General features: G+C 36.1%; 11 protein-coding genes. 5 read left to right on the plus strand and 6 right to left on the minus strand.

What is annotated here, in order from left to right; translation table 11 throughout:
- Positions 1-202: 202 nt before the first annotated feature.
- Together tpiA and VB248_RS00955 are read left to right on the plus strand one after the other, a co-directional pair.
- Positions 203-964 (plus strand): triose-phosphate isomerase, encoded by a 762-nt coding sequence (tpiA, locus tag VB248_RS00950; protein ID WP_323294856.1) that lies wholly within the window; start codon positions 203-205, stop codon positions 962-964.
- 66 nt (positions 965-1,030) lie between these two features.
- A complete protein-coding gene (locus tag VB248_RS00955) occupies positions 1,031-1,900 on the plus strand; it encodes a glycosyltransferase (RefSeq protein ID WP_323294857.1) in 870 nt (289 codons plus the stop codon).
- A gap of 6 nt (positions 1,901-1,906) precedes the next feature.
- Here the strand turns inward: VB248_RS00955 and VB248_RS00960 are convergent, their stop codons facing one another.
- Positions 1,907-2,803 carry an endonuclease/exonuclease/phosphatase family protein gene (locus VB248_RS00960; protein ID WP_323294858.1) on the minus strand — a complete coding sequence of 299 codons (897 nt, stop codon included), beginning with the start codon at positions 2,801-2,803 and terminating at the stop codon, positions 1,907-1,909.
- 451 nt (positions 2,804-3,254) lie between these two features.
- Here VB248_RS00960 and rpmB point away from each other — a divergent pair, with 451 nt between their 5' ends.
- A complete protein-coding gene (gene rpmB / locus VB248_RS00965) occupies positions 3,255-3,494 on the plus strand; it encodes a 50S ribosomal protein L28 (protein ID WP_323294859.1) in 240 nt (79 codons plus the stop codon).
- Positions 3,495-3,660: 166 nt separating this feature from the next.
- On the opposite strand, the gene VB248_RS00970 is transcribed toward rpmB, so the two are convergent.
- The 3 genes from VB248_RS00970 to VB248_RS00980 all read right to left on the minus strand — a co-directional run bounded on the left by VB248_RS00970 (position 3,661) and on the right by VB248_RS00980 (position 9,749).
- On the minus strand, positions 3,661-7,380 hold the full coding sequence (locus tag VB248_RS00970; protein ID WP_323294860.1) for a PVC-type heme-binding CxxCH protein: 3,720 nt from the start codon (positions 7,378-7,380) through the stop codon (positions 3,661-3,663).
- Positions 7,381-7,569: 189 nt separating this feature from the next.
- Positions 7,570-8,679: a Gfo/Idh/MocA family protein gene (locus tag VB248_RS00975; protein WP_323294861.1), complete on the minus strand. Its 1,110-nt coding sequence runs from the start codon at positions 8,677-8,679 to the stop codon at positions 7,570-7,572.
- A gap of 233 nt (positions 8,680-8,912) precedes the next feature.
- Positions 8,913-9,749, minus strand: coding sequence for a sugar phosphate isomerase/epimerase family protein (locus VB248_RS00980; protein ID WP_323294862.1), 837 nt, complete (start codon positions 9,747-9,749; stop codon positions 8,913-8,915).
- Between the two features lie 243 nt (positions 9,750-9,992).
- Here VB248_RS00980 and VB248_RS00985 point away from each other — a divergent pair, with 243 nt between their 5' ends.
- Positions 9,993-10,886, plus strand: a complete 894-nt coding sequence (locus tag VB248_RS00985; RefSeq protein ID WP_323294863.1) for an AraC family transcriptional regulator — start codon at positions 9,993-9,995, stop codon at positions 10,884-10,886.
- Here the strand turns inward: VB248_RS00985 and VB248_RS00990 are convergent.
- Both VB248_RS00990 and VB248_RS00995 read right to left on the minus strand, forming a co-directional pair.
- Positions 10,864-11,307 (minus strand): transcription elongation factor, encoded by a 444-nt coding sequence (locus VB248_RS00990; RefSeq protein ID WP_323294864.1) that lies wholly within the window; start codon positions 11,305-11,307, stop codon positions 10,864-10,866. The genes VB248_RS00985 and VB248_RS00990 overlap by 23 nt on opposite strands.
- Before the next feature lie 135 nt (positions 11,308-11,442).
- The gene (locus VB248_RS00995; RefSeq protein ID WP_323294865.1) at positions 11,443-12,453 is read right to left on the minus strand and encodes a GntR family transcriptional regulator; all 1,011 of its coding nucleotides are present in this window, start codon (positions 12,451-12,453) and stop codon (positions 11,443-11,445) included.
- A gap of 353 nt (positions 12,454-12,806) precedes the next feature.
- Here VB248_RS00995 and rhaT point away from each other — a divergent pair, with 353 nt between their 5' ends.
- The gene (gene rhaT / locus VB248_RS01000) at positions 12,807-13,883 is read left to right on the plus strand and encodes an L-rhamnose/proton symporter RhaT (RefSeq protein WP_323294866.1); all 1,077 of its coding nucleotides are present in this window, start codon (positions 12,807-12,809) and stop codon (positions 13,881-13,883) included.
- Positions 13,884-14,309: the final 426 nt, after the last annotated feature.

Raw genomic sequence — 14,309 nt, forward strand, 5'->3', positions numbered from 1 at the left:
TACTCTAATGTAGTGTAAAAATTATCATTTTCCAAAGAAATACTATTAAAATGTTAATGTTTGTTCGTGAAAAAGTACAGATTTTAGCAAATGTTAAAGTTCTCGAAAGCATTAATCGCTTTAGAATAAGTAGTGGAAAGTAGGAGGGAAGTTTTTTTAGCAAATTATCTAAAAATATCAATAATAATTAATCAAAAAATCAATGAGAAAGCAAATTGTAGCAGGTAACTGGAAAATGAATAAAACGGCAGAAGAAGCCTTGATTTTGGCTTCAGAAGTTGTAAACATGGTAAAAGACGAAGTAAATACTGATGTGCAAGTAATTATTGCTCCGCCAGCGATTTATTTATCTACTTTACAAAAATATACCGAGCCAGTTGCTAATATTGGTATTGCTGCTCAAAACTGTTCAAACAAAGCTTCGGGTGCTTATACAGGTGAAATTTCTGCATCAATGTTGAAGTCAATCGGTGTTACACACGTAATTCTTGGTCACTCTGAACGCCGTGAGTATTTCAAAGAAACGAATGAGCAATTGGCTGAGAAAGTAAATATTGTTCTTGAAAATGGTCTAACGCCAATTTTCTGCTGTGGTGAGCCTTTAGAACTACGTCAGGGTGGCGAATTCCTTGCATTCGTAGCTTCTCAGTTGACAGACAGCCTTTTCCATCTTTCAGCAGAAGAATTATTGAAAGTAGTAATTGCTTATGAACCAATTTGGGCTATCGGAACAGGTTTAACAGCTTCTTCTGAACAAGCACAAGAAATGCACGCTTATTTGAGAGCTCATTTGGCTTCAAAATACGGTCAAGAAGTAGCAGATAGCATTTCTATTCTTTACGGTGGAAGTTGTAATGAAAAAAATGCTCCTGAATTATTCGCTTGTCCAGATGTTGATGGCGGTTTGATTGGTGGTGCTTCTTTAAAATCACGTGAATTCACAAATATTGCAAAATCGTTTTAATTGCAATTTTAAAAATATAAAGGCTTGGAAACGAAGGTCTCCAAGCCTTTTTTATACCTCAGACTTATGAAAATTGCAGCTACGGTTATCTTGTATCATCCAGCAAATAATACGCTTCAAAATATTCAGAGCTATTCTTCGGCAGTAGAAAAAGTATTTGTTTTTGATAATACAGAAGGTGAGCAAAGTACAATTGAGGAGGCTCTCTTGAAAGATTCAAAAATTCAATATTATCACGATACTCAAAACAGAGGTATTGCTGAAAGGCTAAATCAGGCAGCACAAAAAGCTGTTGAAGATGGTTTTGATTGGCTATTGATGATGGACCAAGATTCTTCTTTTGACGAAAATGCCTTACAACTCTATATTGATTGTATCAAAAAATATCCAGATTGTACTAATGTGGCTCTTTTCGGAACAAATTATGGTAGAAACAAGCAAGTATCGAGTAGTACAGTTATAGAAAAAGAAGTGAATTCGATGATTACTTCTGGCACTATGTTGAATTTGAAATTATACCCCGTGATTGGACAGTTTGATGAAGCTTTATTTATTGATGCCGTAGATGTAGAGTATTGTTTAAGGGCAAAAACAAAAGGCTTTTCTGTGATTCAGTTGATGAATATTTTTTTGCAACATGAATTAGGAAAAATGGTGCATCGAGCCTCAATCAAGACTATGTTTTTAGTAAAGAAATACAAGGAATTACACTCTGCTTTAAGGTGTTATTACATCTATCGTAATAATCTTTATTTACAAGAAAAGTATAAAGATTTTGATAGAAAGGTAATGAAAGACATTGACGGCTGTGCAATGTCGCATCTTGAAAAAGGAGTTTTTTATGGGAGAAATACCAAAGAACTTATTAAATATTTGATAAAAGCTCGTCGAGATTTTAAGCAAAATCGAATGGGTAAGTTTCAAGATAAATTCTGAGTAAGCCTATTTTTTTATTCGATAAGTACCCAGCGTTGGGAAATGGTCTGAATAAGGAATATGTCTGTGAGTTTCAAAATTTAATACCTCAATAGATTCACTACAAAATTGATTGTCTATTCTTACAAATTTTGGGCTACGATTAAGCGTAAACCCAAAACCATTACCAGCTTCTTCAAAAGCATTATTTAGCCTATCTCTGATATTTCCATAAGCATTTCCATAAGGCGTTTCGTTGAAGTCGCCGCAAACAAATACAGGGTATGGACTATTATCAATGAGCTTTTCAACCATTTTTATTTCTTTAGAATGACTGATAAAACCATTTTTTAGTTGATAGTAAATGTCTTTAGCTTGATTTTCGGCTTTGTTAAAGGCATTTTCCTTAATGTCTGTTACTACTCTTCCTACTCTTATACCCATCGACTGTAATTGGATGTTAATAACTCGAATTGTATCATTTTTCCGAGCAATATCAGCCATAATGTAGCCATTACCATTCAAACTCCCGAAAGTGCTTTTTTTTGTTTGAATGATGGGATACTTAGAAAAAATACCCAAAGAAAAAACTCTTTCTGGCCCCCAAGGACTGATTAGAGCATAGTATGGATTGTCTTTTCTTAATGAATCTAAAGTACTGAATCGAGGCGTAGATTTCATATTATAATACTCTTGAAGGCACTTAATTTCAGCTTTTGTATTTACGGAGTAATCTATGGATTGTTTGATTGTAGCTTTCATTTTTGGGCTTTTGTCAGTCCAAAAATCACTATGATGAAAGCCATAAACATTATATGAAAGTATTCTGAAAGTATTTTCTTTTTCTTCGCTTTTGAAATGAAAGCCAACTGTTCTGCGGATAAAAGGATAACCAATTAAAAGTACAATAATAGGAAGAATCATTTTTGAAGGACGGACAAAGAGCCACGAAATAGCCAGTAAAACACAGCCAAGCATGGCCATAGGCAAGCTCATCATGATGAATCCGGCTAACCAATGTTCAAAAAAAAGCGTATAAGCAAGTAAATAAGTGAAAAGTGTGTAGATACACAAAGGAGGACTAATGAGCCATAAGAGAGAAATTGCAAACTTTTTGAACATGATAAAACATGGCGGTTAGGATTGAACAAAAATACAAACTTTACTTGTCTAAGGACGAATAAATTGAATGAATTATTTTAAATAATTATTGTTCAGCTTTTTTTGTGTTAAAACATTAAATATTATTTCTGTAATTAATTGTAAGATTAATAAAAATTTCATAATTTTGCATTCCGTTTCGGAAAACACTGGAAATCAAGTCTATTACATCGCAATTTTTGCGATTTTACATAACAAATAAAAGAATTTTATCATGGCGAAGGTTTGTCAATTAACAGGAAGAAAAACACAAGTAGGAAATAACGTTTCTCACGCTAACAATAAAACTAAGCGTAAATTTTTCCCAAACTTACACACTAAGAAATTTTTCTTAGAATCAGAAGGTGTATGGGTTCAGTTGAAAGTTTCAGCGAAAGCTATCCGTACAATCAACAAAAAAGGATTAGAAGCTTCTTTAGTTGACGCTGCTCGTAAAGGTACTTTAAGTTTATAATACTTTAAGATATTTTGAAAAGCCTCTTTGTACTCGTTACAAAGAGGCTTTTCTTGTTGTTTGTGGTTTGGTATAGATGCCAAACCTAAGATTTTAAGTATTGTACCAACAAAAAACCTCCGCAAAATTTTGCGGAGGTTTGGCTTTCTTTACAATCAAAAACTGTCTATTTTATTACTTTCATTATTCCGTTCATAATACTCCAGTGACCTGGGAAAGTACAAACAAATGGATAGTCGCCTATTTGTTCGGGTACAGTGAAGTTTAATTTGTACGATTCCTCAGGGTTCACCAAAGGCGTTGAAGCGATGATTTGAGGAATGTTTGGTACATAGTTTTTCTCTAAAGCATCCTTTTGCGTAATCATTTTGTTGGCGGCTTTCCCGATGATTTCTAAAGATTTCGGTTTGCCAATCACCAAATTATGTTGCATCGCATCTGGGTTTTCAAAGACTAATTCTACTTTCGTTCCCGCTTTTACCGTGAATTCCTTTTTGTCGTACTTCATGGCTTCTTTTACAGATTTTATCACAATTACCACTTTATTTGGGTCGGCAACTTCCTCTGATTTCACCTCCCATAATTGGAATAAGCGTGCTAATTTGGCTTTGTTGTCGGGCGTTAGTTTTTGGTTTAAACTCGCCAAGAATACTTTATCGCTCTCTTTAATTTGTACTTTCTTTCTATAATTCCAACCGTCGGCAATGCCTTTGATGACCGCCGAAGCATTTGTTTCATCCAATTGCTGACTTAATTTCAATAAAGCAATAACTGAATCAGGACTACTAACATTGGTATAACCTTTTATGGCTTTTTCCATCGCAAAAGTTGACATACTTTTCGGAACATTGAACGTTATTTTTTGGCTGTAAGCATTGTTTCTTTCGTTCTCTTCTGCGATTGAATTAGCTTTATCTACTTCAACAGAAATGGTATAAGTCCCAGCCATGTCTGAGCTCAAACCGAAATTATTTGTCCAAGCACCATTGTTGTAATTAGTAATTTTTACGCTTTCGTTAGCAGGAATACCGCCGTTGAAAGTATGACTTACTAAATCAAATTTTCTACCTACGCCTTCAATTCTAACATTTAGGTTGATTACTTCTCCTTTTGGAATGGCTACTCCGCCTTGATTTTTCACTTCAATATTGAAACTCACAGGCTCAAGTACTGCTGGATTTGCAGGTGTGAAGTTGATTTTGCTAATCACTAAATCAGGCTTATTACTTGCCGAAACAGCCGTAGCTTTTTCTTCTTTCATCATGGCAGCGTGGTCGTGATGAGCAGGCATTTCTTCGGTTTTAGCTTTTACTGGCGAAGTATTTTTAGTAAGAATCTGTAAATACTTTTTCAACAAAACTTGTTTGTGACTTGTCAATACCGAAGCGAAAGCATCAGGCAACCAACGGTCGTTGATTTCTGTTGATTGTTCCATACGTGCCAACAGTGCTTTTTCGGATTCAGCCGTTAAAGGCATTTCAGAGAAAGCTAAAAGCGTATTCAAAACCACCAGAGGTTCTTTATCATTCAATACATTTTTTTCTAACAATACTTTGATAGAAGCTTCATTGCGTGGCAATAATTGAACTGCCGTTTTACGAACGCCCGCACATGGATGCGACAAAGAAGCGATTAAAGCTTTTTGTACTTCTGCATCGTTCAATACGCCCAAACCTTCTAAGGTACGAAGTGCATGAATGACACTTGGATTAATCCCTGCTTCGTCTAAAGATTGGTCTTTGGTCAGTTCAATCAATGCTGGCACTACGTCTTTTTGTCCACGTTCTACTAACAAACGTTGTGCGTTCATTCTCCAGAACATATTCGAGTTTTTAAGAGCAGCTACCAATTCTTGTGGACGGTCTTTTGATAAACTCAAAGGCGTGTAGTTTGGTGCATCTTTCGCACTTACTCTATAAATTCTACCATGCGTAAAATTTCTTAAATCGGTTTCATAAGCATTACCTTCGCCCATTTCAAAGCCATCTGGTTTTGGATTGTGCTGAATGATGAATGAGTACCAATCGGCAATCCATACAGCACCGTCTGGGCCTACTTCTGCAAAAACTGGAGAAACCCATTCGTCAGCTCCTGCCAAAAGGTTGAAGCCTTCAACGTCACTGTAATCTGTTCCGTTTTTGGTCATTACGTTTTGATGAACTACGTGTCCTGTTGGTTCACAAACAAAAGCGATTTGATTCCAATATTTTTTAGGAAAAGCTCTTGCAGTATAGAAATTATGTCCTGCTGCCGCCGTGTATCCACCAAAAACGTCAACTTGACGGATTCTTGGTGTAATAGTTTTCATGTCTTTGTGCGTATCTGTACTTCGGCTACCGTTTGTAGCAGTTGGCGAAAGGATATTTCTGTGCGGAATAGCCATGTACCAGCCATGTGAATTATTAGCGGTTGAGCCAAAAACATCGCCAGTTTCGTTGAATGCAAAACCCCAAGTATTGTTTGAAGTAGTAGTGATATGTTCAAAATCTGAGCCATCAGGTTTGAATCTAAAAAAGCCTTGACCGAATTTTACTGAATCTTTTTCGGCAAATTTTCCTTGAAAACCTGCATAACCCAAAGAACCCCAAATCCAGTTATCAAAACCATAATGTAAGTTGGATGGCCCAGCGTGTGTATCAAAAGTACCAAAGCCCGAGAATAAGATTTTCTTTTCGTCGGCTTTATCGTCGCCGTCGGTATCTTTCAAAAACAACATGTGCGGTGCTTGTGCTACAATTACGCCGCCATTGGCAAAAACCAAACCTGTAGGAATACTCAAGCCTTCAGCAAAACGAGTGAATTTATCTGCTTTACCGTCTTTGTCGGTATCTTCACAAATCAAAATATAATCGCTTCCGCCTGTTTCTTTGCGTTCGTTTGGATAATCTTTTGTAATCAAAACGTACAAACGACCACGCTCGTCCCAAGACATGGCAATCGGGTGCATCACGTTTGGTTCGTGAGCGAATACTTCTAAATTAAAATCAACAGGTACTTGTATATGTTTGAGCGATTCTTCGGGCGAAAGTGCCGCTTGTAATAATTGTGGGTCTGGGCGTTTTTCGTAATTGGGTAATTTTGCTGGACTATAAGAAAATGCTTCTGGATGAAGTGCTGCATGAGCAGCCTGTGCTTGTTCATCTACCGACCATACGATGGCATTTTCAAGCATTTTTAAGAAATCTGGATTCGTCCAAGTATGTTCGTCGTGTCCGTAGGCAGTATAAAATACTTTTCCTTTTCCGTACTGACGAGTCCAAGTATAAGGTTCGGTTTTAGAGTCTGGTCGGTCTTTAGTTTGGTCAGCTTTAATATCACGAGTCATCAAAACATTGTTATCTGCTTGTAACTGACTGTGTAAATACGTTTCATCGAAGGCTTTGATACCTGTAATACTTTTTAAAATAGGGTGTTGTGCCTGAACAATGTTCGCTTGAATCGTATCCATTGTGTGTCTCCAGAACTGTCCACCTACCATTTTAACATATTCGGCAGAATTTCTAAAGCAATAAGAAGCACAGTGGATAGGTAAAATACCTTTGCCAGAAGCCACATAAGCCAAGATGGCTTTTTCAGCATCTGGAGTGATTTCGTCCCAATTGGCATAAATCATTAGTGCATCATACTTATTCAAATTAGCAGTATTGATGTCTTCTAATTTATCTGTATAAGTAATGTTGATGCCTTTATTTCCAAGTGCTTCCATCAAAGTTGGAACACGGTCGATGGGTTTATGATGACCGTTATCACCAAGAAACAATACTTCCAAACGACGAGCTTTCACAATCGTTTGAGGCGTTGATGAATTGTTTTTTTTCGCTTTTTTCTGAGAAAAACCTACGAGGCAAGTCAGCAATAAGCAAAGACTAAGCAATGATTTTTTCATTTTATTGATAGTATAAATTCATGAAATAATTTAAAATTGGATTTTTGAGATACTCTCATTTTTAATGTTTGTTACTGTTGCTTTTCTTACCGTGGTCTGTGGCATACAGCAGAATGCTTTTGGGCAATTGTGTTCTGCGTGCCACAGACCACGGGGAATACCAAGATTTGTTTAATAATTTAATAAACCTCAAAAATCAGGGATATAAATAATTTCTCCTCCTTTTAAAGCTGATTCATGCGATAAAATACCTACTGATGTCCAGTTAGCAGATTGTTCAGCATTTGGGAATGGATCACGGTCTTCTACAATGGCTGAAACAAATTCATGAACAAGATGCGGATGTGAACCTCCATGACCAGAACCTTGTAAGAAAGAAAGGTGTTGGTTTTCGTCGGTATCATATACACCACCCGTTGTAAATGCTTGAATTTCTTCAGGCAAGTAATGAGCATAATCTGGTACAGTTACTTTTTCTGGAATTTCTGGTTCTGGCTTTTTAGCGGTATGAACAACATGCTCTTCGTGTTCAATCAACGACCATTCAAAAGATTTTTTTGAACCATATACTTCAAAACTCTCACGGTACTGACGAGCCACATCGAACAAAGAACGATATACCAAAGCACTTAAATCTGAATCTTTGAATTTGATATGAGCAGATTCAATCGCAAATGGAGAGTTGTAATACTGATGTAATTCCTCACGAATTGTACCCGAACCAAAACATGAAACGTACTCTGCTTGTAATTTCAACAAACCAGCCACAGGTCCAACGCAGTGCGTAGCGTAGTGCATGGGAGGTAAACCTGGCCAATAACCCGGCCATCCGTCCATGTCTTGTTGGTGAGATGCTTTTAAGAATTGTACTTTGCCCAATTCTCCTTTTTCGTATAATTCTTTTACATACAAAAATTCACGACTGTAAACTACCGTTTCCATCATCATGTATTTTTTGCCTGTTCTTCTTGTCGCTTCAACAATTGCCTTACATTCTTCTACCGAAGTAGCCATCGGAACAGTACAAGCTACGTGTTTGCCTGCGTTTAGGGCTTTTAAACTTTGTTCTGCATGGTTATGAATCGGAGAATTGATGTGTACAACATCTACTGCTGGGTCAGCTAATAAATCATCAAAGCTGGTATAACGCTTTTCGATTCCGAAAGCATCGCCAATAGCATTGAGTTTCTCTTCGGTACGCTGACAAATAGCGTACATATTTGTCTGTGGATGACGCTGATAAATGGGAATAAATTCTGCCCCAAATCCTAAGCCTACAATGGCAATGTTTAGTTTCATTTTATTTAATTTATTAAGAAGGTTTTAGTTATTAGCTGTGAGCCTTGAGCCTTGAGCTATGAGCTTTGAGTTTTGGACTTTCTTTGTTTGTTAAAAAGAGATAATTGTTTATATAAAAGCCTTTAGCTATGAGCCTTGAGTTTTGGACTTTCTTTGTTTGTTAAAAAGAGATAATTTGCTATAAATTAGTATGTTAGCGATTAGCTCAAGGCTCACAGCTCACAGCTCAAGGCTCATAGCTCAAAGCTACGAGCTTGAATAAACTCCAAGCTTTCTTTCATCAATGTTTCTTCATTTTCAAACATTTTTCGCCAAATATTGGCTACCGCCAATTTTGAACTAAAAGCCTCAACCGACAAGTAAGCATCATAATTGATGTCTTTCAAAGCCTTAAAAACATCATCCCAATTCACATTTCCTTTGCCAACGGTACTTCTATCATTTTCAGATACTTGTACATGAACTAAATGCTTGCTCAGTTTTCTGATGGCATCGCCCAAACTTTTCTCTTCGATATTGGCATGAAAAGTATCAAACATGATTTTACAATGCGGATGATTGATGTCTTCAACCAATTGTAATAATTCATCAGCACAAGAAACCAAGTAGCTTTCAAAACGATTGAGGTACTCTAATCCCAAAACAATTCCTTTTTCTTGGGCATAATCTGCCAATTCTCTCAAGTTTTCTACTGCCCAATTCCATTCTTCTGGTGTAGCGGGCTTTCCTGTAAAATGACTTAGTGCAGAATGATAGGGGCCTGTCAATAAATCTGCTCCCAAAACCACAGCACAGTCAATCGCTTTTTTATTTCTTTCGAGAGTGGCGGCTCTCATTGCTGGGTCTGGACTGATTTGGTTGAAATCCGGTCCACAAATCGTTACGGCAATTCTATCTAAACCTAATTCATCTAATTTGGTACGCCATGTTTGCCAATGCTCTGGTTCTACATCAAAAATGGGTACTTCTACGCCCGTGAAACCAATTGCTTTGATTTGCTCTAACACAGGGAAAAGACTTTCGTTGATGTCTGTTCCCCACAAGAGCAAATTCATTCCGAATTTTTTCATTTTATCTTTCGTGTAATTATGTTTTTAGAATTGTTTGTTGTGGTTTACTCCTTGTATTTGATTTTTATGAATTTAGAGGCAAGACTTTCAAAGTTTAGGGCTTAGTTTCTTAAACAGATAAGAATTTTACTGATACAAAATAATCTTAAAAAAATGATAAAAAACTCCGCTCTATTGATGAGTTTTGACTGTATTTTGATATTTTTATGATTCATATAAATAATTAAAGTAAAAAAATAGGTTTTGAGAAATCCATTAAATAAAAGCATCGAATCGCCAAATCATTCTTTTACGATAAAAGAATTGAAAGAACCTTACTTCGATCCAAACTGGCATTTTCATCCGCATTATCAATTATTTGTGGTGTTGGAAGGCACAGGAACACGCTTTATTGGCGATAATATCAAACATTTTGAAGCTGGAGATATGGTTTTTGTAGGGCCAGATTTACCGCATCTTTGGCGGAGTGATGAAGTGTATTTTCAAGGAAATCCTGCTTTTACAACTCATGGCATTGTCGTATATTTTACCGAAGATTTTCTTGGAAAGGATTTCTTTGAAAAATATGAAATGACCAAACTCAAGCACTTGTTTCTAAATGCCAGTCGTGGCTTAGAAATCAGCGGAGTGTTACACGATAAGATTCTTATCTACATGAAAGAATTGTTGCTGCTACAAGGTTTTGAGGCAATCTTGAAATTATTAGAAATGTTGAATTTATTAGCCAATTCCAACGAGTATGATTTTATCAGTAGTCTTGGCTACACCAATCCTTTCAAAACTTCTGAAACCGAAAGAATGCACAAAGTACACGAGTACGTTTTGAACAATTATCGTACTTCAATCAATCTTACAGAAGTGGCTTCGTTGGCTGGCATGGCTACGGCTGCATTTTGTAGGTACTTTAAGGCAAGAACAAATAAAACTTTTTCGGATTTTGTCAGCGAATTGCGGGTTGGCTATGCTTGTAAATTATTGATGGAAGATAAATTGAGCGTCACGCAAGTTTGTTATGAAAGTGGTTTCAATACTTTGTCGAATTTCAATAAACAATTTAAAGATTTAAAAGGACAAACGCCTTCGCAATTTAGAGTAGCTTTTGGCGATACTTCTTTTAAAAAATCTCCTCAATCTTAGCTTCTTTTCCTCTGAAATTAAAAGTATCGCCTTTGCCTTTGCCCATCAGTAATGCTCCGATGGGCGACTGTGGCGAAATAATCATGATATTTTCTCCGTCGATTTTACAAATACCCACACTTACAGCCAAAAAGTAATTGCCTGTGGAGGTTTTCAAGAAAGCACCCACTGCTCCTTTTTTAAAGACCAAATTCATATCAATTCGTTCGACGATGGCTTTTTCTCTTTTGGCTTGTTCGTGCATCAAACCGTGCATATCTCGGTCGAGTTGCCCCATTGCTCTGGACGTTTCGTACTTATCGCCCGCCGAAGATTTTGATTCTTCATTAGCAGAAGCCTGAGCCGCCTGCATGGCATCGAAAGAGGTTTGTATTCTTTGGTCTAAAAAATCTTTTATATAATCGACAATCTTTTGTTTCATGTTTTTTCAGCTTTGAGCCGTGAGCAATGAGCTTTCAGATTTGTGTTATCAGCTTTTTTAGCTTTGAGTCGTTAGCTATTGGCTTAATTTCAAAAAGCTCATAGCTCAAGGCTCACAGCTCAAAGCTATAAGCTATCAAAGCGTTTCCCTCCGAATCATATAAAAAGGATTTTTTACTTTAATTTTCTTTTTATCCAACAGCAATGCCGCAGCGGTTCTGCCCATTGTTTCAAAGTCGGTGGTGATAACGGTAATGCCCAAGAGTTCTTTCAAAGTAGTTTCATTAAAAGATACAATGCCGATTTCCTTGCCTAAAGTATAGCTTGATTGACGGACTTTCTTCACCAATTCAGCCAAATCATGCTCTTCTACTACCAAATAAGCCGTTTCGGTTTGTAAAACTTCATCGTCAACATTCTCACGGATGATAAATTCCTTTTTAAAATTGATACAAAAGTAACGAACTCCACGCACAATTTCGGCTGGATAATTGCCATCGCTCGGGAAAACCAAGACAATTCGTTGATACTTAACGAGTAAATCATTGGCACTTTCTAAGGCTTCGGACACATCTCGCTCAAAATCTTGATAAACCGTTAGGCATTCGTTTTTATAATCAGGCAAATCTTTATCCAACAAAACCAATTCATCAGCCGGGATTTTCTCCAAAGCTTTCATGGCAATGCCTTTTTCTGATTCAGGAAAAAAATGAGGCATCACCACATAATAATTGTACTTGCCCATGTTTTTATCAATGATTTCATCGAAAAGGCGAGCATTATAATGATGAATTTGTAAATCAACCGAAGCTTTATCGCCTAATACTTTCAAGAAAGCATAGTAAATCAATTTTTTATAAGAACTGAGTTTATTGAAGATTAATAAAATCCTCATTTTTCTACTTTCTCCGCTATTGACATAATAGCCTTTTCCTTGAACAGAAGTGATATAGCCTTTCTCTTTTAGTTCACGATAGGCTTTTTCTACGGTATCACGGGCTAAGTAATACTCTTCGCTAAGTTCGCTGATAGAAGGAAGCTGTTCATTTTTTTTCAAAACATTTCTTTCTATATCCGCAATCACCGACTGGATGATTTGCTTGTACTTGGGAGTTTTATCGCTTGGATTGAGTTTGGGCTGATACATTTTAGTGAAATCTTGCTTGTAAAAAGGAATGTTTATTAATTCCTAAAAAATATACTTTTACTTCAATATGAGCAGGCAAGTGCATGATAGTTACTTGTGCTTTTTGATTTATCCTTGTAAAATTTTATACGATTCCAAGATGTAAAATTACAAACTATTCGGTCAAATATAGAGAAATATCAGCTTTTACTCGGTGAAATGAAGCAAAAAAATAGCTTTTTTCTGATTCCGACAACATCAAAAATGTTGCTGAAATCACTGTGGGTAAAGCATACATTTTAGAGAGAAAATAGACACATTTTAACAAGTTTTTGGGAGGTATTTAACCACACAAACAAATTTAACAATTAATCATGGGAGCAATTTTTGGCGTTATTTTTCACTTTATTGGTGGCTTTGCATCAGGTAGTTTTTATATTCCTTACAAAAAAGTTAGAGGGTGGTCTTGGGAAAGTTATTGGATTACAGGCGGTGTTTTTTCATGGCTTATTGTTCCGCCTTTAGCTGCTTTTCTTACCATTCCAGATTTCACTTCTATCATTGCCGAAAGTGCCAGTAGCGTTTTATTTTGGACTTATTTTATGGGTGTTTTGTGGGGAATCGGCGGACTTACTTATGGTTTAGGAGTAAGATATTTAGGAATTTCTTTAGGAAGTTCAATCATTTTAGGACTTTGTTCGGTTTTTGGTTCACTGATTCCGTCGGTGTATTATTACTTCAATAAAACGGCTGGAAAAGATACTATTTACGATTTGATTTCAACTAATTGGGGACAAATGGTTTTGTTGGGTTTGGCAGTTTGTGTATTAGGTATTGTGATTTGTGGAAAAGCTGGTGACAGTAAAGACAAAGATTTAGCAGGAAAAGTAAATACTGAAAATCAGGAATTTGATATTGTAAAAGGACTTACGTTTTCGATTATTTCAGGTTTGCTAAGTGCTTGTTTTAGCTTTGGAATTGAAGCAGGTTCGGCGATGTCGAATATTGCCAATGAAATTTGGGTAGCGAATAATCCCGGACAAGGCGAATTTTTGTATCGTAATAATGTAGTATATGTAGTTATACTTTGGGGCGGGCTGACTACTAATTTACTTTGGTGTATGTACTTGAATTTCAAGAATAAAACTTTTGGAGATTATACCAACCCACAAACGCCATTATTGAAAAACTATGTTTTTTGTGCAGTAGCCGGAACAACATGGTTTTTACAATTCTTCTTCTATGGCATGGGCGAGAGTAGATTAGGCAATGGGCCAAGCTCGTGGATTCTTCACATGGCATTTATTATTTTAGTAGCCAATTCGTGGGGATTGATTCTGAAAGAATGGAAAGGTGTATCAAAGAAAACACTCACTACTATTGTGATTGGAATTTTAACGATTGTCGCCTCGGTATTGATAGTAGGTTATGGAAATTCACTAAAAGGTTAGTATTCAAAAGATTAGTAGAACAATAAAAGCTCCAAGAGTAATACTCTTGGAGCTTTTATTGTATTAAATATCATAACAAATTGAAGATTTCAAGTATTCGGTAAATTTTTGGTACATTATTTGGTCGTAAATATTTGATAAATGTAGGAAATTTTATACAAGAATAGATAATTATATGAGTAAGGTATAATATCTTTATTTGAGAATTTACTTAATTCACTCTTTCTCTACAAAATATTTGTAATTTGCACCACTAATTCGCACTCAAAAAAGCATTTTTAAAGAAATCTTCTTAAATTACTTAACGGGAATATTGAAAATATTTCATTCGTCAGGTATTCGTTTGAATGCAATTTAACGTATCTGTTGATAAGGAAGAATGAGGAATCGTAAAATGAAATATTTGCCAAATAAATTAGAGATAGC

Source organism: Arcicella rigui, from assembly GCF_034929435.1.
Taxonomy (GTDB): domain Bacteria; phylum Bacteroidota; class Bacteroidia; order Cytophagales; family Spirosomataceae; genus Arcicella; species Arcicella rigui.

Excerpts from the sequence above, each read along its gene's own strand:
- VB248_RS00995 (WP_323294865.1), bottom strand. The coding sequence starts at position 12,453 with ATGTATCAGCCCAAACTCAATCCAAGCGATAAAACTCCCAAGTACAAG.
- VB248_RS00975 (WP_323294861.1), bottom strand. The coding sequence starts at position 8,679 with ATGAAACTAAACATTGCCATTGTAGGCTTAGGATTTGGGGCAGAATTT.
- VB248_RS00980 (WP_323294862.1), bottom strand. The coding sequence starts at position 9,749 with ATGAAAAAATTCGGAATGAATTTGCTCTTGTGGGGAACAGACATCAAC.
- rhaT (WP_323294866.1), top strand. The coding sequence starts at position 12,807 with ATGGGAGCAATTTTTGGCGTTATTTTTCACTTTATTGGTGGCTTTGCA.
- VB248_RS00990 (WP_323294864.1), bottom strand. The coding sequence starts at position 11,307 with ATGAAACAAAAGATTGTCGATTATATAAAAGATTTTTTAGACCAAAGA.
- VB248_RS00955 (WP_323294857.1), top strand. The coding sequence starts at position 1,031 with ATGAAAATTGCAGCTACGGTTATCTTGTATCATCCAGCAAATAATACG.
- VB248_RS00960 (WP_323294858.1), bottom strand. The coding sequence starts at position 2,803 with ATGATTCTTCCTATTATTGTACTTTTAATTGGTTATCCTTTTATCCGC.
- VB248_RS00970 (WP_323294860.1), bottom strand. The coding sequence starts at position 7,380 with ATGAAAAAATCATTGCTTAGTCTTTGCTTATTGCTGACTTGCCTCGTA.
- tpiA (WP_323294856.1), top strand. The coding sequence starts at position 203 with ATGAGAAAGCAAATTGTAGCAGGTAACTGGAAAATGAATAAAACGGCA.
- rpmB (WP_323294859.1), top strand. The coding sequence starts at position 3,255 with ATGGCGAAGGTTTGTCAATTAACAGGAAGAAAAACACAAGTAGGAAAT.